Raw genomic sequence first — 26,222 nt, 5'->3', positions numbered from 1 at the left:
ATGTTCGACAGATGGGGCAAGTTCGTCGTCCGGCGCGCCTGGTGGGTCATCGCCGGCTGGCTCGTGGGCGCGGCGCTGATCATCGGCCTGCTGCCCGGCCTCTCCGACATCACCAGCGGCGACCAGGGCAGCTTCCTGCCCGACAGCTACGAGTCCGTGCAGGCGATCAACCTGGCCAAGGCCGCGTTCCCGGAGCAGGCCACGTCCACCGCGATCGTCGTGGTGAAGCGCGCCGACGGCGGGCCGCTGACCGCCGCCGACCAGACCCGGGTCGGCGCCCTCGCCACCGCGATCGACGGCGCGCACGTCGCCGGGATCGGCAAGGCGCAGACCGGCCCGCAGGCCGTCGCGCCCAACGGCCTGGTGCAGCTCGTCACCGTGCCCATCACCGCCGCCCTGACCGACGCGCAGGGGCAGCTGGACGCGGTGACCGGGACCCGCGACGTCATCAAGGCCGACCTCGCCGGCACCGGGCTCAGCGCCGGCGTCGCCGGGCAGGTGGCCCAGGTCGTCGACAACAACGACACGTTCAACACCGCGTTCGCGGTCGTCGGCGCCGCCACGTTCGCGCTGATCATCGTGCTGATCCTCATCATCTTCCGCAGCCCGATCGCCGCGCTGCTGCCGATCGTCGTCATCAGCGTGGTGCTGCAGGTGTCGTCGAACCTGATCGCGGCCGCCGGCAAGGCGTTCGGCTTCAACGTCGACCAGAGCCTGCAGACGCTGCTGCTGATCGTCCTGTACGGCATCGGCACCGACTACCTGCTGTTCCTGCTCTTCCGGTACCGCGAACGGCTGCGCGCCGGCGAGGACCGCAAGACCGCGATGGTGCACGCCGTCGCCCGGGTCGGTGAGGTCATCACCTCGGCCGCGGCCGCCGTCATCGTCGCCTTCCTGGTGCTGCTGCTGGCGAGCTTCGGCGGGTTCGGCTCGCTCGGCCCGGCGCTCGCCATCGCCGTGTTCGTCATGCTGGTCACCGGCCTGACCCTGATCCCGGCCCTGGTGAGCCTGATCGGCCCGGCGACGTTCTGGCCGTCGAAGGCGTGGCGGCGCGAGCCGAAGGGCACCGCGTTCCTGCGCATCGGCGCGGCGCTCGGCCGGCGGCCCGCGGTCGCGGCGGTCGCCTCCGGCGTGGTGCTGGTCGCGCTCGCCGGCGGCGTCCTGCTGTACAAGGCGGACTACGACTTCGCGGCGGGCTTCCCGAGCACGACCGAGTCGGCGAAGGCCGCCGCCGACCTGGAGCGCGGCTTCCCGCAGGGCGCGCTGGACCCGACCGAGGCGTACCTCACCACCGGCGACGGCAGCCGGCTCACCCCCGCGCAGCTCGACCAGTTCGGCGCCGCCGCCGCCAAGGTGGCCGGGGTCGGCGGCGTCCAGCCACCGGTCACCGCGGCCGGCGGGACCGTGTCCCGCTTCGCCCTGCTGCTGTCGGTCAACCCGGCCTCCAACGAGGCGATCGACCTGGTCCACGACCACCTCCGCGCCGACCTGCACGCCGTCGCGCCGCCCGGCACGAAGGTCCTCGTCGGCGGCACCACGGCGATCTACGCGGACATCAACGCGGCCAACAACCGCGACCTGTCGGTGATCCTGCCCGTCGCGGCGCTGCTCATCGCGGTCATCCTCGGCCTGCTGCTGCGCAGCGTCGTCGCGCCGCTCTACCTGGTGGTCGCGGTGCTGCTCAACTTCGCCGCCACCCTCGGCGCCGCGATCTACCTGTTCCAGAGCCTTGCCGGGCGGCCGGGGGTGACGTTCCAGCTGCCGATCGTGCTGTACCTGTTCGTCCTGGCGATCGGCACCGACTACAACATCCTGATGATCGCCCGCCTGCGGGAGGAGGCGCGGGCCGGCAACGAGCCCCGGGCCGCCGCGGCGCTCGCCGTCCGGCACGCCGGCCCGTCCGTCGCCGCGGCCGGCCTGATCCTCGCCGGCACGTTCGCGGTCCTCGCCCTCGCCCCGGTGTCGTTCCTGCGGCAGATCGGGTTCTCGGTGGCGGCCGGCATCCTGCTGTCGGCGTTCGTGATGTCGATGTTCCTGGTGCCGGCGCTGACCGCGCTGCTCGGGCACGCCGCATGGTGGCCGGGGCACGGCGACGCCGCCCGGACCGCCGCCGTCGACCTCGGCAAGCGCCAGGAGGCACCGGCCGGGTCGCACTGACCAGGAAGGCCGCGAACGGCAGCGGCGGCACCGCCCCGGACCCGACCGTCCGGGGTGGTGCCGCCCTGTTGCCGTCGTCGACGCGGGGGTCAGTCGTCGTCGACGGCGACGCCGTGCAGGGTGGCGAGTCCGGCGAGGCCGTGGTCGTACCCCTGCCCGATCGCCCGCAGCCGCCACCGGCCGTCGCGCCGGTAGACGGTGGCGAGCAGCAGGCTGCGTTCGGTGGTGGCCGCGTCGAGGGTGGCGCGGGCGTGGGTGGCGCCGTCACCGGCCCGCGCGACGAACTCCACGGGTCCGAGGTCCCCGAACGTGTGCGTGCCGGTGATGGCGGCGGCGAGCACGATCCGGGTGACGTCCTCGGGGATCCGGCCGAGCCGGACGTCGACGAGCGCCTCGTGCGGCACGTCGAGGGCCAGCTCCACCGACCCGTCCGCCGCGGCGGGCTGGTTGTAGAAGACGAAGTCGGCGTCGGCGCGGACCTGCTCGTCCTGGTCGGTGAGGAACGCGACCACGTCCACCTCGGCGCCCGCGCCCGCCGGCCAGCTGACGGCGACCGTCCAGTCCTCGACGTCGTCGGGCAGGTCGATGACGGCGCCCCGGGACAGGACCACCGCCGCGGCCGGCGGCGGCTCGACCACCGCGGCGTCGGGTGCGGCGTCCGGTGCGGCGGCCGGCGGTTCGAGGGCGTCCGAGGTGTGGACGGGCAGGGCGAGGGCGGTGACGGTGGCCCAGCGGCGGTCGTTGTCCGCGCCGGGGAGGGCCACGACGCCGTTGACCCGGGCCGTCAGGTTGACCGCGGCGATCCCGCCCAGGTCGGCGATCCGGTTGCGGACCTCCGCCGCCTCGGCGTGGGTGCCGCCGAGCACGAGCAGGCACCGCCCGGCGAGCGGCCCCGCCGGTGCGGCGGCCCGCTGCGACGGCACGCCGGCCCGGGGGCGGTCCGCCGGCTTCGGCGTCCCGGGCTCCACGTCCGCCAGCAGCGACGCGAACGTGGCCTCGGAGACGACCGGCACGGCGTACATGGCGGCGGCGCGCAGCTTCGAGGTGGCGGCGGTCGCGTCGTTGGTGACGAGCAGGCCGGTCCTGCCGCTGACGGTGTTCATCACGTCGAGCCCCGCCTCGGTCGCGCGGGCCGCGAGGGCGTCCCGGGCCGTCGCGGTGCTCCCGGTGATGGCGACCTTCGCGCCCTGGATCAGGCGGCGGCCCTGCGTCCAGCGGCCCGGCCACGCCCACGGGCAGACGGGCCGCGGCAGCCGGGCCGGGTAGACCGGGTCGGCGGCGGCCGGGTCGCAGGCGCTCAGCGGCAGCTCGACCGCGAGGGTGTCGGCGGCGGCGAGGCTGTGCCGGAGGATCTCGGTGAGGACCCGGGTGTCGTCCTCGGCGTCGTGCGGCCGGGCCTGCGTCACGCCCCAGTGCGCGGCGAGCGCCGCCAGGGACAGGCTCGCCGTCGGCAGGTCGAGGCGGCGGCTCAGCGCGAGCGTGCACAGCCGTTGGCTGACCGGGAGGTGGTGCACGGCCCGGTGCGCCTCCGCGGCCAGGAACTTCCAGTCGAACGCGGCGTTGTGCGCGACCAGCACCCGCCCGTCGAGCAGCCGCGCGAGGTGCCCGACGACCGCGTCGAAGCGGGGCGCGCCGGCGAGGCGCTCGCGCGTGATCCCGTGGACGTGCACCGGGCCGGGGTCGCGCCCGGGGTCGACCAGGGTCGACCAGACCTGCCCGAGGGTCCCGTCGGACTCCATCTGCGTGACGGCGATCTGCAGCACCCGGTCGCTGGGCGCGTGCAGGCCGGTCGTCTCCACGTCGACGACGGCGTACCGCAGCGGGTACCGCGTCGCCGCGCTGGCCGGCAGGGTCAGCATGACCGTCACAACAGGGTCCTTCCGGTGGGCGGGAGGCGATTGTGAACCCACCGCGCCGCGGAACCCGGCCGCACCGCGCGGCGTGTCGCCGACCCGCGCCGAACGGTGGCGGGCCCGCGGGCGGAACGGTCACCCGCCATGCCCCGAACGGCGGTGGCGGTGGTGACGGCATGCGTTACCGTGCGGGAGGTGCAGAACGAGATCGTCGCGGTCACCGTCTATCCCCGGCAGGCCCGCGTCACCCGGCGCGGCCAGGCCACCCTCGAGGCCGGCGAGCAGCTCGTCGAGATCGGCCCGCTGCCGATGGGCATGGACACCGACTCGGTCCGGGTCAGCGGGCGCGGCCCGGCGACCGTCCTCGGCGTCGACGTGGTGCTCAAGCGCCACGCCGAGCCGTCCGACGGCACCGTGACGGCCGTCCAGGAGGAGCGGCGCGCGCTCGAGGACGAGCTGGCCGAGATCGCGGACACCGAGACGGTCCTGCGGCAGCGGCAGGCGTTCCTGACGACCCTCGGCGAGCGGGCCAGCGGCGCCTACGCGCGGGCCCTCGCCACCGGCGACGCCGCCGCGGAGACGGTCACCGCGTTCACCGCCACGATGGGCGGTGAGCTGTCGTCGGTCCTGGCCGGCGTCCGCGACCTGCAGCGCCGGCGCACCCGGGCCGCCGACCGGATCGCCGCCCTGGACCGGCAGCTGGTGGACCTGTCGGGCAAACGGGAGCCGGACGCGCACTTCGCGGTCGTCGCGCTCGCCGTGTCGGCGGCCGGGCCGGTCCAGCTGGACCTGTCGTACCAGGTGCCCGACGCCGGCTGGCGCTCCACCTACGACGTGCGGCTCACCGGCGAGACGCTGCGCCTGACCTGGTTCGGCCTGGTCGAGCAGCACACCGGCGAGGACTGGCCGGAGTGCGAGCTGGCGCTGTCGACGGCCCGCCCGTCCGGCGTCGTCGGGATCCCCGAGCTGCAGCCCTGGTACCTCGACCTGCTGATGCCGCCACCGCCGAGGCCGCCGATGCAGTCGTTCGCGGCCTACGGCGCCGCGCCCGGTGGCGCTCCCGCGCCCGCGATGGCCCCGGCGCCCCGCGCGATGGCGAAGGAGCAGTTCGACGGGTTCGCGGAGGTCGAGATCGCGCAGGCCACGGTCGAGGAGGGGCCGGTCGCGGCCACCTACCGCCCGGCCCGCGCGGTCCCGGTGCCCGCCGACGGCACCACGTCCCGCGCGACGGTGCTGGTGCTCGATCTCGGCAGCCAGCTCGACCACGTCGTCGCGCCGTCGCGCTCCACCGACGTGCACCTGCGGGCGAAGGTGACCAACACGTCGCAGCACACGCTGCCGCCCGGGCAGGCGGCCGTCTTCCACGAGGCCGACTTCGTCAGCAAGACCGCCCTGTCGACGTGGGCGCCCGGGGAGGAGCTGGAGCTGGCGCTCGGCCTCGACGACCGGGTCCGGGTCGAGCGGGAGCTGACCCGCCGCACCGCGACCAAGGCGACGCTGGGCTCCAGCCGGCGCCGCGAGGTCGAATACCGCACCACCGTCGGCAACTACACCGGCCGCCCCGTGCGGATCACCGTGCTCGACCAGGTGCCGGTCGCCCGCCACGACACGATCACCGTCAGGGAGACCGTCCTGGAGCCGCCGCCGGCGGAGCGCACCGACCTCGGCGTCCTCACCTGGCGCCTGGTCGTGCCCGAGGGGCAGAGCCAGACGGTGCGGCTCGGCTACCGCGTCGAGACCGCCAAGGGCGCCGAGCTGTCGGGCTGGCGCGAGTAGCGACCGCCGGGGCGGCGCGAGCAGCGGCGGAGAGCGCGGCAGGGGCCTGTCGATGTACAGTGCACTGGGTGGTCACTTCGATGACTTCCGCCCCGCCTCTGCGTGCTTACGACTTCCGGTACAAGCGCAATATCGCTGAGCTGCACTACTGCTATGTCCTGAACCCGGCCTCACCGCACAGCGACTGGGCGCTGCGGGAGATCATCCAGCCGGCGTTCCGGGTGCTGCACCGCGAGTTCGGCGTGACCGCCGAGCCCCTCGCCTACGGCAAGCTGCCGCAGGCGCGGCCCGGCGGCGCCACGTATGTCATCTACGGGCCGACGAACCCGCTGCTGATGTCGCCGGAGGAGCAGCACTACCTCGCGGCGCTCGCCGCGACCGGCGCCAGGACCAACATCATCTCGGTGTACCCGCTGACCGAGACGAACGAGGACCGGCCCGACTACGCCCTGGCCCGCACCGTCGTGCCGCAGCTGTGCGACGCCCTCGACATCAACGCGATCTACCCCGACCACCTCGACCTGGCCCGGGGGCTGCGCACCAACACCTGGCAGGACGTGCACGCCAACGCGATCGGTGAGACGGTCCGGGTCAAGTACCACCCGACGCAGAGCGTCGACCCGGGCGACCGGGCCGTGCTCGACCGGCTGCGCGTGCGGCACGCCGGGGAGGTCGCCGAGCTGGCCCGCATCCACCGGGACCACCACCTGTGGCAGCGCAAGCCCTACACCGACGGCTCGATCATGTTCACGCACGACGGGCACTGGCTGGTGTCCCAGACGGTCACCGACAAGTCGCGGATGACCGCCGCCGACTACGACCTGATCACCTCGTTCGACGAGGGGACGCAGAGCCTCACCTACACGGGGGAGCGCCTGCCGAGCTCCGACGCGCCCGAGTTCCTGACGCTGAGCGGCCTGATGGCCATGCAGGGCCGGCGGCCGCGGCTCCTCGTGCACTTCCACCACCGGGAGCTGACCCGCGGGCGGCGCCACCGCGACCTCGTCTCCGACACGCGGATCGAGGGCGGGCGCTTCGCCGCCGGCCGGCAGTTCTTCCGGGAGCTGCGGCAGAAGTCGACGAACTGGTTCATCATCCGCGAGCACGGCATGGTGTGGACCGGCGACTCGGTCGTGGAGTTCGAGGACTACGTCCGCTCCGTCGTGTCGGCCACGACCTGACGGCGGCGGAGGGTGCCGAGCGTGCGCCCTTTCACGAGCGCTGCGGCACCGCCTCCGCCGGCTCGGTCCGGGTCGCCGCCGTGACCTCGTGCCGGCGGGCCAGGAACAGCATCGGCAGCGCCATCACCTGCAGCAGGCCGCCCAGCACGAACGAGGTCGGGTAGCCCCACAGGTCGGCGGCCCGGCCCAGCCCCGGCTGGGTCACCACGCCGCCGCTGCTGGCGACGAGCGAGTCGAACGACAGCACAGTGGCCCGCCGGTCCGACGGCAGCAGGCCGTTGAGGTACGCCTGCCGCGACGGCAGGATCGCCGCGGACACCATGCTGTGCAGCGCGAGGAGGGCGATCGCGAGCGGTACACCACCCGCCAGCCCGAACCCGGCGAGCAGCGCGCCGTTGAGCGCCACCCCTGCGATGACCACCGACATCCGCCACCGGAACAGCGACTGGAACGCCATCGCGAGCAGGCCGCCGACGGTCTGCGCCGCGGCGTTGGCGGCCGCCGCGATGCCGAGCAGGCCGTAGGCGCGCCTGTCGCCGGCGAGCTGCAGCAGGTAGGGCTTCATGGTGAACGCGACGTAGTAGCCGACCCCGGCGGCGACCATCGAGCCGAGCATGACCCAGCGCACCGCCGGCCGTCCCCAGCCGTGCCGTACCGACTCCGTCAGCACCCGCCGCACGTCCTTCACCGTCCCGCTGCCCCGCCGGGGCGTGAACCCGATGTCGTGCATGACCCGCCACGCGACCATGGTGAGCGTCAGCAGCAGCGCGGCCCGGACGAGGAACGGGACGCCGACGTCGGTCGCCTGCGCCACGTACGCGCCGCCGAGCGAACCGGCGAGGGTGCCGATCCCGGCCGCCACCTGCCCCCGTGCGAACACCTGCTCCAGCCGGCCGTCGTACCGCAGGTGGTGCAGCGCGTCGACCAGCCACGCCTCGGTGGCGCCGGAGAAGAACGTGAAGCCGACCGCGAGGACGACCGACACCCCCGCCCACACCCACACCCCGGCGTGCAGGCGCCAGGCCAGCCAGTACAGCAGCGTCGTGACCGCCAGGGTGCCGCCGCCCAGCAGGTACGACGCCCGCCGCCCCCATGTGTCGGCGATCGACCCGGTGGGGATCTCGAACACGGCGTAGCCGAGCGTGAAGCACGCGTTGGCGGCGAGGGCCTCGGTGTTGCTCAGCCCCGCCTCGAACAGCAGCAGCGAGTTGATCCCCCAGATGAACGTGACGGCGAGGGTGTTGAGCAGCACCAGTGTGAGGTAGAGGCGGCGCACGTGGCGGCTCGTCACGGCCATGGCGGCAGCTTACGGCCTGAGCCCCGTCTATGTGGAGGTTTGTCGATGAGGGCGCGCCTCGGCCACGGAGCGCGGTCGGGTCCCGAGCGTCCCTTGGCTACAGTCATGGTCATGGGGAGTGAGTGGGGGAGTGACACGGCCGCGGGCACGCCGGTGGACCCGGTCGGCGCGGCCGAGGGCACGGCGGAGAGCGCGGCGGCGGACGGGGCCGCGGACGGCGACGGCTGGCAGCCGCGGTCGCGGGTCGGTGCCGTGGTGGCGGCGCTGCTCAACGGGGACCACGACGCGGCCGAGCAGGTCGCCGACGAGTCGCAGGAGCACGACCGGCACGCCGACAAGGACCCCGAGGTCCTGGCCGCCGCGATCCGGCTCGCCGTGTGCAGCCTGTTCGACGAGGACACCCCGCCCGACGCGATCGCCGACTACGTCGTGGTCATGGCCCGCGACGTCGAGGTCGACCAGGACGCGGCGGTGGCGCTCATCCGCGCCCAGCTCGGCCACGAGGACGAGATCCGCGCGTTTCCGGAGCAGGTGGTGATCGACACCACATGGTCGGTGTTCGGGTACCTGTGCGAGCAGCGCCTCGGCCGGGAGGACTCCCTGGAACTGATCGCGCAGGCCGAGGCGGAGACGCTGTAGCGGCCGGTCGGCCATCAGTCACCGAACGGCGGATCTCAATCCCGGCCGCCTGTGCCAACATCAACTTCCGTGGATGCTGAGACGCGGATCGTCGTGCGGTTCGAGGGGCCCGGCGCCGGTGCCGGCCCCCTCGCCTGGGGGCAGCGGCAGGTGTGGGCGGCGATGGTCGAGATCGACTCGTCGATGAGCATGGGCGGTGCGATGCCCGTCACCGGCGGGCGGACCGCCGAGGACTACGCGGCTGAGCTGCGCTTCTTCATGTGCCGCTACGCGGCGATGCGGACGCTGCTGCGCTTCGCGGACGACGGCACGGTGACGCAGGAGGTGTCCGGCTCCGGCGAGACCGCCCTGGTGGTGCTCGACGCGGCCGATGACGACGACCCGGCGGCGGTCGCCGAGGATCTCGCCACCCGGTGGCGGGAGCGCAAGTTCGACTACGAGCGCGAGTGGCCGCTGCGCATGGGCGTGGTCCGGCAGCACGGCGCCGTCACGCACGTGGTGGCGCTGATGTGCCACATCGCCGCCGACCTCGGCGGGGTCGCCGTGATGATGCGGGAGCTGGCCGGGCGGGACCAGGTCACCGGCGAGCCGGCCGGGCCCTACGAGGCGCCCCAGCCGCTCGACCTGGTCCGCCTCCAGCGGGAGCCGGCGATGACCCGGCAGACCGCCGCGGCGATGCGCTACTGGGAGTCGCACCTGCGCGCCATCCCGGCGTCGATGTTCGACGCCCCCGCCGACCGCGGGGCACCGGTGTTCTGCCGGCTTCGGTGGCGGTCCCGCGCCATGCACCTGGCCGCCGAGGCGGTGTCGGCCCGGCTCGGCGCCGACCCGGCGTGGGTGCTGCTCGCCGCCTTCGCCGCCGGCCTCGAACGGCTGCGGCCCGGCACCGGCCCGTTCGTCGCGATCAACATCATCAGCAACCGCTTCCGGCCGGCGCTGCGCGACGTGGTCAGCCCGATCACCCAGGACGGGCTGTGCGTCCTCGACGTCGCCGGGGTGAGCCCCGACGAGGCGATCGCCCGGGCCCGGACGGCGTCGATGAGCGCGTCGAAGTACGCCTACTACGACCCGGCGGCCCGCGCGGCGCTCACCGAGCGGGTCAGCCGGGAGCGCGGCGAGGAACTCGACCTCACCTGCATCTACAACGACCGGCGCACCCCCCGGCAGGCCGGGCCGGCGGCGTCGGTGCCCGCCGAGACGCGGGTGCTGTCGGAGGAGCCGCTGCGGTCCCTGGGGCCGAAGCTCATGATCGTCGTCGAGGACGTGCCGGACGTGGTCCAGCTGACCGTCGACGTCAAGACCCGGTTCCTGTCCCTGCCGGACCTGCGGGCGCTGCTGGACGAGATGGAGGCGTTCGTCGTGGACGCCGCCGGCCAGCCGGTGGCGTAATCCGCGCGGGAACGGGCACTGACCCGCATGCCTTACATCACTGTCGGGACGGAGAACGCCGGCCCCATCGACCTGTACTACGAGGACCACGGCGCCGGCCGCCCCGTCGTGCTGATCCACGGCTTCCCGTTCAACGGCGCCACCTGGGAGAAGCTGTCGATCCCGCTGCTGGCGAGCGGGCACCGGGTGATCACGTACGACCGCCGTGGCTTCGGCAACTCGTCGCAGCCGTCGACCGGCTACGACTACGACACGCTCGCCGCCGACCTCGACGCGCTGATGACGAAGCTCGACCTGCGCGACGCCGTGCTCATCGGTCACTCGATGGGCACCGGGGAGGTGACCCGCTACCTCGGCACCCGTGACTCCCGGCGGGTGGCGCGGGCGGTGCTGCTGGCGCCGCTCGCGCCGTTCCTGCTCAAGACCGCCGACAACCCCGAGGGCGTGGACCGCAGCGTGTTCGACGGCATCCAGGCCGCGATCCGTGAGGACCGCTTCGCGTACCTCACGAAGTTCTGCGAGGCGTTCTTCAACTGGGACGAGAACCGGGGCACGCTGGTGAGCGAGGAGGCGTTCCGGGCGCACTGGGAGATCGGCGCGCGGGGCTCCGCGAAGGGCACCCACGACTGCGTCGCCGCCTGGCTGACCGACTTCCGCCCCGACCTGCCGCGCATCGACGTGCCGGTGCTCATCGTGCAGGGCGACCAGGACCGCGTCCTGCCCTACGCGGCGACGGGCGGGCGCCTGCAGCCGATGCTGCCCGACGCCCGCCTCATCACGCTGCGGGGTGCCCCGCACGGCATTCCGTGGACCCACCCGAGGGAGGTGGTGGCGGCGACGATGGAGTTCATCGGCGCCACCGCCATGACGCACGCCTGAAGGGTCGTGCCGGGCCTTACCGAAGGGCCCGGCACGACCCGGTCATCAGCAGGCGCCCTGGTCCTCCCAGACGCCCCACTGGCCGGTGGTCGTCGGGTTCTCGCCCTGCGTCCACCACTTCGCGCGGTACTTGCGGCCGCTGTACTGCACGACCGTGTTGCCGCTGTACGCCGTGCCCGCGTTCCACACCGGCAGGCCCGCGCACCCGGTGCCCGTGGACGTGCTCGGCGACGTGCTCGGGCTCCTGCTCGGCGACGTGCTCGCGCTGGGCGAGGTGCTCGGGGACGTGCTCGGGCTCTTGCTCGCGCTCGGCGAGGCGGTCGGGGACGTGCCGGAGCAGACGCCCTGGTCGACCCAGACCGCGTTGGTGCCCGGGGTGTCACCCTGCGTCCACCACTGCGCCTTCCACGTGTGGCCGTTGTGCGACACCAGGTTCCCGCCGGTGTACACCGTGCCCGCCGCCCACGGCGGCGCCGTGCAGGTGCCGGTCGACGGGTTGCCCGAGACGGTGGGGGAGACGGTCGGCGCGGTGCCGCCGTGGCCGTAGTCGGCGGCGAGCGCGTAGGTCTGGCCGCCGATGGTGAGCGTGAAGTTCGACGGGCCCGAGATCGGCAGCTGGTAGTTGAGCGTCACCTCGGCGTAGGAGCCCGCCGCGATCGCCGGCACGTTGAGCCGCACCCGGTGGAAGTCGCCCTTGAGGCCGCCGACGTTGCTGCCGGTGTGGCCGGTCGACACGGTGGTCAGCGCCCAGCCGGACTGCTGGCCGAGGTTGCCGGGCGCGGTGGTCGGGTAGTCGAACTCCAGCTGCGAGCCGGCCGGGATCGCCGCACCGGTGTTGTTGATCAGCCGCAGCTCGGGGTTGATCGGGTAGTTGTTGTCACCCAGCGCGAACCCGCCCATCTGCACCCCGACGTTGAGCGTCTGCGTCGGCAGCGTGATGTTGGCCTTCTTCGCGCCGTACGGTGCGGCGGTCTTGAACTTGTCGTAGAGCAGGTTCGTCAGCGTGTTGCCCATGTACCACTCGTTGCGGGCCGCGTCCCACGCGTAGTCGCCGGCGAGCTCCCAGATCATGACGCCGCCGATGCCCTTGTTCACGACGTAGTCGGCCTTGGTACCGAGCGACTGGTCGTCCTCGGTGGACAGGAACACCTGCTTCTGCGCGTTCCACAGCCACGGCGCGACGAGGGCGCTGGAGTAGTTGCGGGTGTACGTGCCGGTGATGCGGTCCTCCGGGTCGGTGGCCGGGGTCAGCCCGTAGGCCTCCAGGTAGTCACCGGCCCGCCCCTCCTGCAGGTTCTTCGCGTGCCACATCGGGTTGGCGCCGGCCGGCACCTCGGCGTTGAGCTCTTCGTCGTGCCACAGGTTGTCGATGCCGACCGCGCCGTTGCCGCACGGGGTCGTCGAGCCGATGGCCCCGCCGGTGCCCGCCGGGCACTTCGTCTGGTCGGGCAGCGCCGCGCGTCCCCACAGGCCGTTGGTGCCGCCTGTCACGCCGCGCCAGCCCCGGGTGTAGTACGGGACGCCGATGTTGATCCGGCCGGACTGCATCGCGCCGCGGAAGTAGTGGTACGCCCAGTCCGTGTTCAGGTAACCGATGTTGGAGTACGCGCCGTACACGCCGCCCTGGGACAGCTCGGCGTCGTCGCCGTTGTCGTACAGCGCCGCGTTCGGGCCGACGAAGTGGTTCCACGAGCCGTGCAGGTCGTAGGACATGATGTTGACGTAGTCGAGGTACTGCAGCGCCTGGTAGGACTCCAGGCCGCGCAGCAGCCAGCCGGAGGCGGGCGCGGCGACGGTCACCATGTAGTACTTGCCGTCCGCCGCGGCGGCCGCGTCGAGCTTCTCCCGCAGCGTCTTCATCAGCAGGTGGTAGGAGGCGTTGAGCCCGGCCCGCTTCGCGTCCGCCTGGGCGAAGTCGAGCGGGTTGCCGGCCTTCGCGTTCGACGTCGGGTACTCGTAGTCGATGTCGACGCCGTCGAAGCCGTACGTGCGCAGGAACGTCACGACCGAGTCGGCGAAGGTGTTGATGCCGGCGGTGTTGATGCTGTTGTCGGCGTTGGTCGTCATCCGGTAGAAGCCGCCGGAGTCGACCCGGTCGCCGTTGTCGTTGAAGAACCCGCCGGTCTCGGCCCAGCCGCCGACGCTGATCAGCGTCTTGACCGCCGGGTGCTGCTTCTTGAACTTGTTGAGCAGGTTGAAGTGGCCGGTGTACGAGTAGGCCGGGTCCATCTCCGCGCCGGCGACGCCGGGCCACGTCATGTTCGTCGCCGCGTTGTTCGCCGCCGTCGGCGTGCCGACCGAGATCTTGTTGGCGCCGTCGACGTGCGCGAACGCGTAGTTGATGTGGGTGATCTTGTCCCACGGGATGTTGCTGGCCAGGTACGCGGGCGCGCCGTTCTTGCCGGTCCGCCAGCTGGTGAAGTAGCCGATGATCCGGCGGCCGTGGTCGGCGCCCAGGTTCTCCCGGCCGTTGGTGTCGTAGACCTTGCAGTACGGCACGGTGACGCCCGCGGTCGGGTAGAGCCCGTCCGGGCGGCAGGCAGCGTGGTCGACCTCCGCGTTGGCGGTGGTCACGAAGAACGCCGCGGACGCGGCCACGAGGGCCGCCGTCGCGGCGGACAAGAGGTGCAGGGTGCGTCGTCGCATAGAACCCTCCGCCAACCGTTAATAAAGTTAACAGTAAAGTGTCCTAGATGTATAACGGCATCGACGAGGGTGCGCAAGAGCCAGCCTTAGCGGAGCCTTAGCCCTGATCCACCGACGAATTGATGTGACCGTGATGGGCCGGGCGCGACGATGCCCTCGCGAGCTGGAAAGATAGAGGTTCTTGAGGCTTCCATCGTCCGGTTCGAGAGGGCACCGTCGAGGTGAGAATATCGCACGGCGCGACGCGGGTGCGCGCATCGTTTGATGATCCGAATCTGGTGTCGTGCGCTGGTGTGGAGCCGGTGATGACCCTCGCCCAGCGGTGTGACCTGCACGGCATCGTGGCTGCTCGGCTGCGTGTGCCAACGGACAAGGGGTCCAACGCGGCGGGGAAGGTCGCTGCGATCGTGGCGGGCATGGTGACCGGTGCGGACTCGATCGACGATCTGGACGTGTTGCGTCACGGTGGGATGCCGCTGCTGTTCGACGGGGTGTATGCGCCCTCGACGCTGGGGTCGTTCCTGCGGACGTTCACCCATGGCCACGTCCGGCAGTTGCAGGCAGCGTCGCGGCAGTTCCTGGTCCGGATGGCCGGACAGGCCCGGTTGCTGCCCAGCGCCGGCGCGGTCACGTTCGTCGACGTCGACTCGCTGCTGCGCAGGGTGTACGGCAAGCAGAAGCAGGGCGCCGGGTTCGGTCACGCCAAGGTCGGCGGCTACCAGGTGCTGCTGCGTGGCCTGAACCCCCTGGTGGCCACGATCAGCACCCCGGACGCGGCGCCGGTGATCGCCGCGACCCAGCTGCGCGCCGGCAACGCCGGCTCAGCCCGCGGAGCGGCATCGCTGATCGCCGAGGCCGTCGCCACCACCAAAGCGGTCCTGGCAGCCCAAGCAGCCCAACCCGCCACCGCCGCGACGACAGCCGCAACGGTGGCGGCTGAGATCATGGTCCGTGCGGACTCGGCGTTCTACTCCCGCACGGTGATCACCGCCTGCCGCCGGGCCAGGGTGCGGTTCTCCGTCACGGTCCGCATCGACGCCAAGGTCCGCGCGGCGATCACCGCGATCGACGAGGACGCCTGGACCGAGATCCGCTACCCGCAACCGGTCTGGGATGAGGACCAGCAGCGGTTCATCTCCCGCGCACAGATCGCCGAGACCACCTACACCGCGTTCGAAGGCACCCGCCACGAAGTCACCGCCCGGCTCATCGCGCGTCGCGTCCCAGACCTGAACAAGTCCACAGTGGATGGTCAAGGTGAGCTGTTCACCGTGTGGCGGTACCACGCCGCGTTCACCGACAGCCCCTACGTGCTCGTCCAGGCCGAAGCCCAGCACCGCGGCCACGCCATCATCGAACAGGTCTTCGCCGAACTCATCGACGGACCCCTCGCCCATCTACCCTCCGGCCGGTTCACCGCCAACAACGCCTGGCTGACCTGCATCGCCATCGCCCACAACCTCACCCGCACCGCCGCCACCCTGGCCGGACGACCCCACGCCACAGCCCGCGCCGCCACCATCCGCCGACACCTGATCAACGTCGCCGGCCGGATCAGCCGACACGCCCGCGAGGTCACCATCCACCTACCGCAACACTGGCCCTGGCAACACAACTGGCTACGACTGTTCACCACCGCGCACGCCCCACCCACCTGACCATCCACACAGGACAGTCACTCGCAGCCGACGCCGGCCACCCCACAACGACAGACCCCACCGAGACACGGAGCGCACCGGCAACCCGGCCGGTCACCCCCACGCGCCCGACCAACACCCAAGATCATGAACTCAGACCAGCCGAGCATCGAAACCTCATCGGTGGATCAGGGCTTAGTACGCGACTTATTTTCTGGACCGCTGTGTTTTCCGGACCGCTTTCTACCTCTGGGCGGCGCTGTACAGGTTGCGCATCGCGAGGATCGAGGACCGGACCTCCTGGAGCAGCTCGGTGGTCGCCAGGGGGCGTCCCCACTCGGCCGTCGCGAGGTCGTCCATGCCGATGGTCTCGATGCCGCAGCCGTACGTGAGGCCGAGCAGCCGGACCGCGTCGCAGTGCTGGTGCCGGACGTAGGGGTCGTTGGTCACCAGCAGCACCCGGTCCGTCCGCAGGGGCCTGCTGACGTGCTCGGCCCAGCCGATCAGGGTGCAGGCGGTGCTGGCCCGCAGCGGGAGCCGGGTCGACGCGGCCGCCAGGACGTGGATGCCGCCGTCCGGCCACGTCTGGTGCCACCAGCCGTCGCCGGTCTCGGTCCTCGCCGGCTCCGGCAGGTCGAGGAACCGGCGCAGCGCCGCCGTCATCATGTCGGCCTCGGTCTCCAGCTCGCCGAGGCCGAGGCGGAGGCCTTCCCGGTGCTCCCGGTCGTCGCGGTGCCGCAGGCTGCCCAGCCCGGCGACGGTCGCGGCCGTCGTGCCGCCGCGGAGCAGCCTCGCCGTGAAGTCGACGCGGCCGAGGGTGACCCGGATGCCGCCGCCGAGGACGACGACGTGGTCGTAGTGCTCATGGACGGGCTTCGGGCGGCCGCCGTTGCCGAGGGCGTGGATGAGGTCGCGGATCCGCTCGTCGTCCGCGCCGTAGCCGACGCGGGCGGTGTCGAACCGCTCCTTCGTCCCGGCCCTGAAGTCCCAGACCTTCGAGAAGTCCGCGACGTGGTCCAGCGCCTCCCGCGCTGGCGCGTCGGGCACCGCACCGCCGAACCTGGCCACGAGCTCGCGCATCTGGGGCGAGGCGACCCAGCCCTCGATCGCGGCGGACGGATCCGTCCCGCCGGGCTCGCACGGCGGCAGCGGGAACGGCTCCATGCCGGCGAAGCCTACCTTCTCCAAAGTGGACGGTCGGGAGTATGACGCGATGATCGACTGCGAGATACCGTGTCGATACGCTCACGCCCCGGAGGTGGCCCCGCATGACGACCGCAGCACTTGCCCGCGGTGCGAACACCGCGATCGACGAGACGGCGGTCACGGCCCTCGTGGCCTGGCGCGCCGGCGCGACCGTCGACGCGTGCGCGCTGCTGGTCGGCGAGGGCGGCAAGGTGCGCGGCGACGCCGACTTCGTCTTCTACAACCAGCCGCGGGACGCCACCGGCGCGGTGTCGCTCAGCGCCGACGGCCCGCGCGCGGCGACCCTCGCGGTCGACCTGGCCCGGGTCCCCGCGGACGTGGCGAGCGTCGTCATCGCGGGGTCGATGGACGACGGCACGTTCGACACCGTGCCCGGCCTCGAGGTCACCGTGAAGGGCCGCCGCGGGCAGGTCGTCGCGCGGTTCCCCGTCCGCGACGTGGAGCCGGTCACCGCGATGGTGTTCGGCGAGTTCTACCGGCGGCAGGGCAGGTGGAAGTTCCGCGCCGTCGGGCAGGGCTGGTCCTCCGGCCTCGCGGGCCTGGCGACCGACTACGGCGTCTCGGTCGACTCTGACGACTCCGTCGCCGAGGCGTCGGGTGCGTTGCCGGCGGAGCGCCCGCGCCCCGACTGGTACGTCGCACCTCGTGACCCTTCGCTGCTGCGGTGGTGGAACGGCACCGAGTGGACGATGCAGACGGTTCCGCTCATCCACGACACGCCGGCGGTCTGCGGCCGGTGCGGCGGGCCGAAGTACCGCAGCTACGCCGGCATACCGTCCACCTGCCGCCGGTGCGACCCCGAGATCGCCAACGTGCTCAACGTGTGGCGGGCCAGGGCGACCCGGGTCCTCGCCGCCACCGGCACGGCCGAGCCGGCCTGGTCGGAGCTGTGGGCCGAGCTGCGCTACCACCGGGTGCGCGAGGACGCCGGCCGCGAGACGCTGCGCCCCGTCGCCCTGCACCACCTGCACCAGCTGCTGACGTTCGCGTTCGCGGACGAGGTGATCGAGCAGCACGAGATGGACGCCTTCGACGACGCGGTCCGCGCGCTCGGCGTCGTCGACCCCGCGATCAGCCAGATGCGCCGCCGGCTGCGGCGCGGCCTGGAGCTCGGGCTGATCAGCGGCGGCGACGTGCCCCGGGTCGCCTCCAGCACCCTGCACCTCGACGCGGAGGAGATCCTGCACCTGGAGGTGCCGGCGACGCGGGTACGGCAACTGGCCAGCGGCACGAAGCGCGACGGCGGCCGGCTGATCGTCACCAACACCAAGCTGCGCTTCGTCGGCGACAGCGCCGGCTCCGACCTCGTCTGGGCGAAGGTCATCGAGGCGCGCCCCGAGTACAGCACCGTCGTCGTCGCCGCGACCACCTCCCGGGGCGGCGGCACGTACGAGGTCGGCGACCCCGAGTACGTGGCCGCCGTGCTCACCGGGGTGCTGCGCGTGGCGAAACGCACCGCGGTGGCGCCGGCGCAGCGCGACTCCCGCTCCGTGTCGCCGGCGATCCGGGCCGAGGTGTGGCGCCGCGACGGCGGCGCGTGCGTGGAGTGCCAGGCCACCGAGTACCTCGAGTTCGACCACGTCATCCCGTGGAGCCGCGGCGGCGCGACCAGCGTCGGCAACCTGCAGCTGCTGTGCCGCCGCTGCAACCTCGCCAAGGGCGCCCGGATCTAACTTTCCTGGATTTCTTCAGCTGCGCTGGATTTCGAGGGCCTGCCAGGTCGCGAGGTCTTCGATCTCCTTGTCGACCGCTGCCCTCGTCTCGGCGTCGAACGGCTCGTCCTCGTGGACCGCGTTGATCCGCAGGACACGCTGCTTCCGGTCCGCGGTGGCGTCGAGCTTGCCGACGAGCCGTTCGCCGACCAGGATCGGCAGCGCGTAGTAGCCCCACCGGCGTTTCGCGGCCGGCTTGTACATCTCCAGGCCGTAGTCGAACCCGAACAGCTCCAGGGTCCGCTTCCGGTCGTGGATGAGCCGGTCGAACGGCGACAGCAGCGCGGCCCTGCCCTCGAAGGGCTCGCCCAGGCGCTCCAGCTGCGCCGGGTCGACCCGCCAGACGCCCTTGACCCCCTCGACCACGGCGGGCTCACCGACGTCGCCGACGCCCCACGGCTCGATCGGCACCTCGGTCGTCTTCGCCCGCGCGACGCCCAGCGCCCGCAGCCGCCGCTCGCCCCGCAGCCGGACCACCTCCTCCGCCGGCACCGGCGGGTGGTCCGGGTACACCCGCCCGGCCAGGTCCCACAGCCGGTCCCGCCCCTGCCGCCCCGCGACCGCCACCTCACCGCACGCCGCCATCAGGTCGAGCAGCCGGATGACGTTCTGGTCGTTGGTCCAGCCCGTCGACGCCCACGGCATCGCGCACGTGTCGGGGATGGCCCGCGACGGCAGCGGCCCCTCCGCCGTCAGCCTGGCGAGGATGTCCTTCCGGCACGCGTCGTTGGCCCGCATCCACTCCGGGTGCCGCCGGTACTTGAACGCCCCGGGCGCGTCGTCGCGGCGCAGCGCCATCTCCGCCGTGTACAGCGCCAGGTCCTCTGCCGGCCGGACCGTCGCCGCCAGCTCGATCAGCTCCCTGCGCTGCAACGCCCCGACCAGCTCCGCTGGCGCGTACCCGCCGGCGCCGAGCCTGCTCCACGCCACGAGGTCCGCGGTCGGCGCGATGGCGGCGGTCGGGTCGATCTGCAGCAGCGCCAGGTGCCGCACCGTCTCGAGCAGCCCCGCCGGCCGCTCGCCGCCCAGCAGCTGCGCCCGCACGGCGATCCGCCGCGCCTCAACGATCGATATCCGGTGCGTCGTCACCCTGCGAGGCTAGCCCTTTCGATCTTGGCTACCCCTCCTGGGTGGCTTCTCTCGCATGGCCGCCTGCGCCACCACGCTGGTCGGCGCGGCTGCCCGGTAGGCACCGCCTCGTCGATGCCGCCAGTCGGTAGGCACCGCCTCGTCGATGCCGCCGGCCGGTGGGCGCCGCTGCCCTGGTGGGCGCCGCCGCACTGATGGGCGTCGCCGGTCGATAGGCGCTGCCTGCCCGGTGAACGCTGTCGCGCGGGTGGGCGCTGCCGGGCTGGTGAGTGCCGCCGGGTCGGTGGGCGTCGTCGTCGATGCGGTAGGCGAGAAGCGGTCGAGGCCGGTGCGCCGTGGACCGCTTGCAAGCAAACCTTACCCCAGCGATGGAAATTGATCTCCGGAGTCGTTGCTGTCCGTAGTCTACGCTGCTCCGCCTGGCTGACAGGGGCTTGCGGAAGGTGAAGGGACCGGCACGTCCCGTGGGGGCGGCGTGCCGGTCCGCAGGGTTGTCAGCGCTTCATGCCGTGCTCGATCGCCTCGATGATGCGGGGGCGCAGCTCGGCGGCATTGATGATGGCGTCCACGGAGCCGACGGTGACGGCGCGCTGGATGTTGTGCACGCGGTCGAACTCGGCGGCCACCTCGCCCAGCTTCTCGGCGCGGACCGCGGAGTGCACCTCGGCGAGCTGCGCGTTGAGCGCCGCCCGTTCCGCGCCGGTCGCGGCGGCGACCCGGGCCTGCAGGTCGGTGACCCGCGGGTCGGTGGCGGTGCGGTTGTTGACGTCGCCCGTGAAGACCACCGCGGCGGCCGGGGCGCCACCCAGTACCGACGCGAACGAACCCTCAAGGGCGAGCACGGTCATGTTCGGGTTGAGGGCCTTGGAGAAGACGACGAACGCGCCGCCGTGGTAGCGGGAGATGACGCAGAAGACGATCGGGCCGTCGAAGTTGACGATCGCGCGGCCGATCTCGGCGCCGTACTCCAGCTGCAGCTTGCGCATCGACTCGGGGGAGCCGTCGAAGCCCGACAGGTTGGCGAGGACGACGAGCGGGCGGTTGCCGGAGGCGGCGTTGATCGCGCGGGCGGTCTTCTTCGACGAGCGCGGGAAGAGCGTGCCGGCGGTGTACGTGTCGGGGCCGTCGGTGGGCGGGAAGCCCCGCCGCGGCACGGAGCGGGACTCGATGCCGATGAGGCAGACGGGCCAGCCGCCGATGTGCACGTCCTGCACCGCGGACGTCTCCGCGTCGGCCATGCCGGCCCAGCGCTCCAGGACCGGGTGGTCCTGGTCGGAGACGGCCCGCATGACGGTCCGGATGTCGAAGGGCTTCTTCCGGTCGGGGTTGTGCGTGGCGGAGAAGATCTGCCCGACCGTGGTGAAGTCACTGCCCGCGACATTGTGCGGGAAGTCCGAAATGTCCCGGTCGACGGCGTCCGCGGTCAAAGCCTTACGCGGACCGGACTCGCCGGGCACCACGTACGTGTGGTCGTAGTGCGCCATGAGGATGTCCCGGGCGGCCGGCAGGTGCGGCGCCCAGTACTGCGCCTGGCCGTTGGGGCCCATGACCCGGTCGTAGCCGCCGATGCCGTAGTTGTCCTCGGCGGAGACGCCGCCGGAGAAGTCCAGCGACTGCTTGCCGGTGAGGACCATCGCCGAGTCGGGGGTCATGACCAGGATGCCCTTGGTGTGCATGAGCATCGTCGCCTCGGCGTTCCAGTACGGCTGGGCGCCGACGTTGATTCCGGCGACCACGATGTTGATCTCACCGCCGGCCTGGGTGAACGTGACGATCCGCTTGAGGGCGGCCGCGACCCAGTCCATGTTCTCGGTGCCGGAGCTCATCGAGATCTTCGCGCCCGCCGACAGCGCGAACCACTCCAGGGGCACCTGCATCGAGGCGGCGAGGTCGAGGGCGGCGATCACCCGGGAGCACTCGGGCTCGGCGAGGGCGCCGAGCGCCTTGGTCGGGTCGCCGAGGAGCACGACGCGGGTGATGCCCTCGGGGTGCCGGTCGGTCGGCGTGGTGACGACACCGCAGACGATCGCCGCGGTGTTGCGCCCCTTCGGCCGGTCGACCGGCACAAGGACGCCGTCGACGAGGTCGTGCTCGACGAAGGAGCCGAGCAGCGAGGTCAGCTCGTACGGGTAGACGTTGCCGCGCCGGGCCGCCTGCAGGACCTTCTGGCGGTAGTCGTCCAGGGGCCGCAGCGGCTCGGTCGACGGCTTGTCGACGGACACCTGCACGCCGTGGCCGTGGTTGAGGGTGATGCGGACCGCGACCTCGCTGAGGTCACCCGCCGAGGTGCGCTGGCGGGCGATGAACTGCACCTCCTCGAGGCCGGCGCCGGCAGTCGTCGGCAGGATGCGCTGGACGAGCGCGTTGAGCTCGTCGCCGGTCAGTTCGGTCGACGGCCACACGTACATGAGGATCCGGTTGGTGTCGAACCGCTTGTTCTGCGGGCGCTGCGCCTGGATGTTGCGGATCGCGTCGAGCCCGGCGGTGATCGCGTCCTCGACGGCGGGCAGCGCGACCAGGCGGCCGTCGGCCTCGCGCAGCGGCGTCAGGTCGCGGACCTGGCCCATCGCGATGAGCCGCTCGTCGGCCGGGTTGCTGCGCGCGACCGCCTTGAACAGGTAGATCTCCTCATCCGCGGACGGCAGGCGGGTGAGGTCGAACTCGCGCAGCCGGTGCAGCTGGAGCCGCTGCGCGATCTGCGGGTGCAGCCCGCGCAGCAGCCGGTCCTCATCAAAGCCACCGGCGGAGGGGCGGAAGGTGAAGTGGTGGTGCATGACGGCGCCGCTGGTGCCGGCCACGGTGGTGGTGATGCGCCGGACCCCGTTGGGCAGCGGCTGCTCCGTCAGCAGTTGCCGCAGCCGTACGGCCATCGCGTCCGCGTCCGGCTGGTCCTCCCAGGTGACGTAGAGGTCCGCGACGAGACCGTGCTCGGCGACGCCCGCGGCCAGCTCGCCGACCGCCCCGATCGCGGCCGGCAGGGCGGCGATGTCGACGGCGGTGGTGACGACCCGGACGGTGCCGGATCCGTCGGTGCGTTCCGCGGTCACGAACCGGCAGCCGCCCGCCTCCCGCACGGTGACGCCGGACAGCGCCCGGTTGCCGTAGTACCGGCGGGTCACGACCTCCAGCAGCGCCAAGGCGTCGCGGCCGGGGCGCCCGATCCGCTGGCCGATGAGCCGCACGAGCGGCTCGGCGCTGGCGACCATCGCCTGGATCCGCTCGGCGCGGTCGGGTGCGTCGGGGTTGCGGTCGAGGTGCTGCAGGTCGGCGCGGACCGCGGCGTAGACCTTGGCGCGGTTGCGGCGCAGCAGCGGCTGGGCGAACCAGCGGAAGACGACACCGCGGGCGAGGTCCGACACGGCGGGGAAGCGCACCTGGGTGGCCTCGACGAGGTGCTCGAGGGCCAGGCCCGCCCGCTCGTTCATCGACTCCACCGGCGGCGGGCCGGCCAGCCACTGGCGCAGCAACTCCAGCACGACGGCGACGTCGGTGGACATCCGCTGCTGGGCGAGGAAGATGCGGAAGACCGCGGACTCCAGCTCCGGGGTGCGGTCCAGCTCGGTGACGCCGTAGTGGCCCAGCGCCTTGCGCAGCTTGGCCTGGAACCCGTCGGGGAGGCCGGCCCGGTCGACGTCGAGGCTCTGCAGGTAGCTGTGGAAGTACTCGCGCGGGCTGTGCACGGGGCTGCCCGGCTCCTCCTCGAACTCGCCGCCGGGCTTGTTGCGGCTGAGCTCCGACAGGTCGGCGAACGTGGTGAGCAGGTCGATCTCGCCCTGCAGCGGCCGCCCGCCCAGCTCGGCGCGGGCCGCGAGGTAGCCGGTCAGCAGCCGCCGCCCGTCCTGCGGGTCGACGTCGAAGCCGAGCAGCAGGCTGCACAGGTCCTGCAGGCCGCGCTCGACCCGCTCGGCCACGCTCACGCCGTCGCGCTCGGGCGGCAGCTCGATGTCGACCGTCTGGGTCTCGACGACCTCGTCGGCGGAGGCGTCGTCGGCGAGGGGCTCCAGGCGCATCAGCGGCGCGCCGGTCTCCACCTGGCTGCCGACGGACACGGGGCACTCGCGGACCCGGGCACGGAACGGCGCGCGCAGCACCGTCTCCATCTTCATGCTCTCCAGCACGAGGATCGGCGCGCCGGCCTCGACCTCGTCGCCGACCACGAGGGGGGTCGCGACGACCAGCGCGGGTGCGGGGGAGCGCACGACGCCGCCCTCGTCACGGCTGACGCGGTGGGTGATGCCGTCGACCTCGACGAGGTGGACCGGGCCGTGGGTGGCGGTGACGAGCCGGAAGCGGCGGCCGTTGACGACGATCCGGCCGCTGTGGGCGTCGAAGCGCTCGATCTCGACGTCGACGGGGTGCACGTCGCCGCCGCCGGAGACGCCGACCCGGTAGCGCTTCTGGCCCACGCGGGCGACGCTCACCCGATACCCGACGCCGCGCAGCTTCAGGTCGAGGGGGCGGCCGGTCTCGTGCTGGACCTGGGGGCGCCCGCCGTGCGCGGTGGACAGCAGCCGGTGCCGGCTGATCTCCTCCTCGTCCTGGTAGGCCTCGATCGCGGCGGCGGCGAGGGCGACCGCGGAGTGGCGGTGGCTGACGAGCCGGCCCTCGGCGCGGACCCGGTCGATCCAGCCGGTGTCGGCGCTGGCGTCGATGACCTCGGGCTGGTCGAGCAGGTCGAGCACGAAGCTCTTGTTCGTGGTGCCGCCCTCGATGACGACGGTCGTCTCGGCCATCGCGCGGCGCAGGCGGCCGAGGGCCTCGTCGCGGTCCCGGCCGTACGCGATGATCTTCGCGATCATGGAGTCGAAGTCGGCGGGGATGGAGTCGCCCTCGCTGACGCCGGTGTCGACGCGGATGCCGGGGCCGGCGGGCAGGACCAGGCGGGTGATGCGGCCGGGTGACGGCGCGAAGTCCCGGTCGGGGTCCTCGGCGTTGAGCCGGGCCTCGACGGCGTGGCCGAGCTCGTCGGGCTTCGGGCCCTCGAGGCGCCCGCCGCCGGCGACGTGCAGCTGCAGCTTCACCAGGTCGGTGCCGGTGGTGATCTCGGTGATCGGGTGCTCGACCTGCAGCCGGGTGTTGACCTCCAGGAACGCGAACAGCCGCTCACCGGGGTGGTACAGGAACTCGACGGTGCACGCGCCGCGGTACCCGACGGTGATCGCGAGCCGCTCGGCGGACGCCTTCAGCTCGGCGGCCTGTTCCTGCGACAGGACCGGCGACGCGGACTCCTCGATGATCTTCTGGTTGCGCCGCTGCACGGAGCAGTCGCGCACGCCGAGCGCCCAGGCGGTGCCCTGCCCGTCGGCGATGACCTGCACCTCGACGTGCCGGGCGCCGGTGACGAGGCGCTCCAGGAAGACCACGCCGGAGCCGAACGCGCGCAGCGCCTCCTGGCTGGTCCGCTCGTAGGCATCGGTCAGGTCCTCGGCGGAGGTGACCTTGCGGATGCCGCGCCCGCCGCCGCCGGCGGTCGCCTTGAGCATCAGCGGGTAGCCGATCTGCTCGCCCGCGCGCAGCGCCTCGTCCAGTGTGGACACCGCGCCGCGGCTCCACGGCGCGACCGGCACCCCCACCTCCTCGGCCACCAGCTTCGAGCCGATCTTGTCGCCGAGCTTGCGCATCGCCTCGGCGCTCGGGCCGACGAACGTCACCCCGAGCTTCTCGCACAGCTCCGCGAACGCGGGGTCCTCGGCGACGAAGCCCCAGCCGACCCAGGCGGCGTCGGCCCGGGTCTCGACGAGGGCCCGTTCGAGGACGGCGTGGTCCAGGTACGGCCGGGCGGAGGCGGGGCCGAGCGGGTAGGCGACGTCGGCCTCCCGCACGAACGTCGCGGTGCGGTCGGCGTCGGTGTAGAGGGCGATCGTCTCGATCCGCTCCCCGGTTTCGGCCGAAAGATCCCGGACGGCGTGGATGAGCCGCATCGCGGCCTCACCACGGTTGACGATGGCGACACGACTGAACACCGGTTGAGCCTCCCAATTGCCCCACACGCAGCAGGCGACGTCCGGGTCCCGGAGCGCCGCCTGCACCTGGCTACACCCTGCGTGATTACCGCCGAGTACGCCACTGTGCCGCACGACGCATCCCGCACCCCTCGCGTTGTAAGAATCCTACAAAGGACTTCCGGGTCGACGCGCGGGTGGACAGTGACCGGCATCACCCAACTATCACCTTGCGTACCCACTTCGTTCATCTCCGACACTGCGCAGTCATCCCCGGCCATCCCCGGTGCCGCGCGGTCAGCGTGTCTCCCACATCGAGGCCGAGGTGGGTGGCTCGAACTCCTCGAAGACCAGGAGGGTGCGGGTGTTCACCACGCCGGGCATGCCCTGGATGACGTCGAGGACGAGGCGGCGCAGGTCCGCGTTGTCCTTGGCGCGGACCAGCAGGATCACGTCGAACTCGCCGCCGACGAGGGCGATGTGCACGACGCCCGGCAGGGCCCGCAGGCGCTCGCCGACCACCCGCCACTCGGCCTGGCGCAGGTTGACCGTCACGTACGCCGACGTGCCCATGCCGGCGGCCACGTGGTCGACGTCGGCGTGGAAGCCGCGGATGACCCCGGTGTCGCGCAGGCGCTGGACCCGGGCGTAGGCGTTCGCGCGGGAGATGTGCAGCAGTTCGGCCAGGGTGCGCATCGACATGCGGCCGTCCCGGCTGAGCTCCACGAGGATACGCCGGTCGATGTCGTCGAGCGGGGCGGCCACCTGTCTCGCCCACCTTCCTGAACGAGCCTTTAGGTTGGACGTTTGGCATCGTAC

At 72.5% G+C, this 26,222-nt stretch carries 15 protein-coding genes; 8 read left to right on the top strand and 7 right to left on the bottom strand.

All coding sequences use genetic code 11. From position 1 onward, the window contains the following. Window positions 1-2,157, top strand: coding sequence for an MMPL family transporter (locus tag ACQEVZ_RS56695; protein WP_433384568.1), 2,157 nt, complete (start codon window positions 1-3; stop codon window positions 2,155-2,157). A gap of 89 nt (window positions 2,158-2,246) precedes the next feature. On the opposite strand, the gene ACQEVZ_RS56690 is transcribed toward ACQEVZ_RS56695, so the two are convergent. Then, window positions 2,247-4,016, bottom strand: a complete 1,770-nt coding sequence (locus ACQEVZ_RS56690; RefSeq protein ID WP_433386192.1) for a TerD family protein — start codon at window positions 4,014-4,016, stop codon at window positions 2,247-2,249. Window positions 4,017-4,205: 189 nt separating this feature from the next. Here ACQEVZ_RS56690 and ACQEVZ_RS56685 point away from each other — a divergent pair, with 189 nt between their 5' ends. Further along, window positions 4,206-5,786 carry a DUF4139 domain-containing protein gene (locus tag ACQEVZ_RS56685; protein WP_433384565.1) on the top strand — a complete coding sequence of 527 codons (1,581 nt, stop codon included), beginning with the start codon at window positions 4,206-4,208 and terminating at the stop codon, window positions 5,784-5,786. Between the two features lie 80 nt (window positions 5,787-5,866). Continuing rightward, window positions 5,867-6,967 carry a hypothetical protein gene (locus ACQEVZ_RS56680; protein WP_433384562.1) on the top strand — a complete coding sequence of 367 codons (1,101 nt, stop codon included), beginning with the start codon at window positions 5,867-5,869 and terminating at the stop codon, window positions 6,965-6,967. A 31-nt stretch (window positions 6,968-6,998) separates the two neighbouring features. Here ACQEVZ_RS56680 and ACQEVZ_RS56675 read toward each other — a convergent pair whose 3' ends face one another. Then, entirely contained in the window at window positions 6,999-8,264 is a 1,266-nt protein-coding gene (locus ACQEVZ_RS56675; RefSeq protein WP_433384559.1) for an MFS transporter, read from the bottom strand. Between the two features lie 111 nt (window positions 8,265-8,375). On the opposite strand from ACQEVZ_RS56675, the gene ACQEVZ_RS56670 reads away from it, so the two are divergent. From ACQEVZ_RS56670 to ACQEVZ_RS56660, 3 genes are all read left to right on the top strand, one after another. Continuing rightward, complete coding sequence (locus ACQEVZ_RS56670; RefSeq protein WP_433384556.1) at window positions 8,376-8,903, top strand: hypothetical protein; 528 nt, start codon at window positions 8,376-8,378, stop codon at window positions 8,901-8,903. Window positions 8,904-8,972: 69 nt separating this feature from the next. Further along, a complete protein-coding gene (locus tag ACQEVZ_RS56665; protein ID WP_433384553.1) occupies window positions 8,973-10,292 on the top strand; it encodes a condensation domain-containing protein in 1,320 nt (439 codons plus the stop codon). Window positions 10,293-10,319: 27 nt separating this feature from the next. Continuing rightward, a complete protein-coding gene (locus ACQEVZ_RS56660; RefSeq protein ID WP_433384550.1) occupies window positions 10,320-11,171 on the top strand; it encodes an alpha/beta fold hydrolase in 852 nt (283 codons plus the stop codon). Window positions 11,172-11,216: 45 nt separating this feature from the next. Here ACQEVZ_RS56660 and ACQEVZ_RS56655 read toward each other — a convergent pair whose 3' ends face one another. Then, window positions 11,217-13,817: a chitinase C-terminal domain-containing protein gene (locus tag ACQEVZ_RS56655; RefSeq protein ID WP_433384547.1), complete on the bottom strand. Its 2,601-nt coding sequence runs from the start codon at window positions 13,815-13,817 to the stop codon at window positions 11,217-11,219. 221 nt (window positions 13,818-14,038) lie between these two features. Here ACQEVZ_RS56655 and ACQEVZ_RS56650 point away from each other — a divergent pair, with 221 nt between their 5' ends. After that, window positions 14,039-15,475 carry an IS1380 family transposase gene (locus tag ACQEVZ_RS56650; protein ID WP_433359550.1) on the top strand — a complete coding sequence of 479 codons (1,437 nt, stop codon included), beginning with the start codon at window positions 14,039-14,041 and terminating at the stop codon, window positions 15,473-15,475. 222 nt (window positions 15,476-15,697) lie between these two features. On the opposite strand, the gene ACQEVZ_RS56645 is transcribed toward ACQEVZ_RS56650, so the two are convergent. Then, window positions 15,698-16,618 carry a hypothetical protein gene (locus tag ACQEVZ_RS56645; RefSeq protein ID WP_433384544.1) on the bottom strand — a complete coding sequence of 307 codons (921 nt, stop codon included), beginning with the start codon at window positions 16,616-16,618 and terminating at the stop codon, window positions 15,698-15,700. 104 nt (window positions 16,619-16,722) lie between these two features. On the opposite strand from ACQEVZ_RS56645, the gene ACQEVZ_RS56640 reads away from it, so the two are divergent. Continuing rightward, window positions 16,723-18,333 carry a TerD family protein gene (locus ACQEVZ_RS56640; RefSeq protein ID WP_433384541.1) on the top strand — a complete coding sequence of 537 codons (1,611 nt, stop codon included), beginning with the start codon at window positions 16,723-16,725 and terminating at the stop codon, window positions 18,331-18,333. 15 nt (window positions 18,334-18,348) lie between these two features. Here ACQEVZ_RS56640 and ACQEVZ_RS56635 read toward each other — a convergent pair whose 3' ends face one another. The 3 genes from ACQEVZ_RS56635 to ACQEVZ_RS56625 all read right to left on the bottom strand — a co-directional run bounded on the left by ACQEVZ_RS56635 (window position 18,349) and on the right by ACQEVZ_RS56625 (window position 26,168). Then, window positions 18,349-19,461 carry a DNA glycosylase AlkZ-like family protein gene (locus ACQEVZ_RS56635; RefSeq protein WP_433384538.1) on the bottom strand — a complete coding sequence of 371 codons (1,113 nt, stop codon included), beginning with the start codon at window positions 19,459-19,461 and terminating at the stop codon, window positions 18,349-18,351. A gap of 494 nt (window positions 19,462-19,955) precedes the next feature. Next, window positions 19,956-25,424, bottom strand: coding sequence for a biotin carboxylase N-terminal domain-containing protein (locus ACQEVZ_RS56630; RefSeq protein WP_433384535.1), 5,469 nt, complete (start codon window positions 25,422-25,424; stop codon window positions 19,956-19,958). Window positions 25,425-25,700: 276 nt separating this feature from the next. Beyond that, window positions 25,701-26,168, bottom strand: a complete 468-nt coding sequence (locus ACQEVZ_RS56625) for an Lrp/AsnC family transcriptional regulator (protein WP_344501971.1) — start codon at window positions 26,166-26,168, stop codon at window positions 25,701-25,703. Between the last annotated feature and the right edge of the window lie 54 nt (window positions 26,169-26,222).

It is taken from the genome of Dactylosporangium sp. CA-152071, from assembly GCF_050936335.1.
GTDB lineage: Bacteria > Actinomycetota > Actinomycetes > Mycobacteriales > Micromonosporaceae > Dactylosporangium > Dactylosporangium maewongense.
Note: the sequence above shows the minus strand (reverse complement) of the source record. Positions and strands in the feature narration are given on the sequence as shown.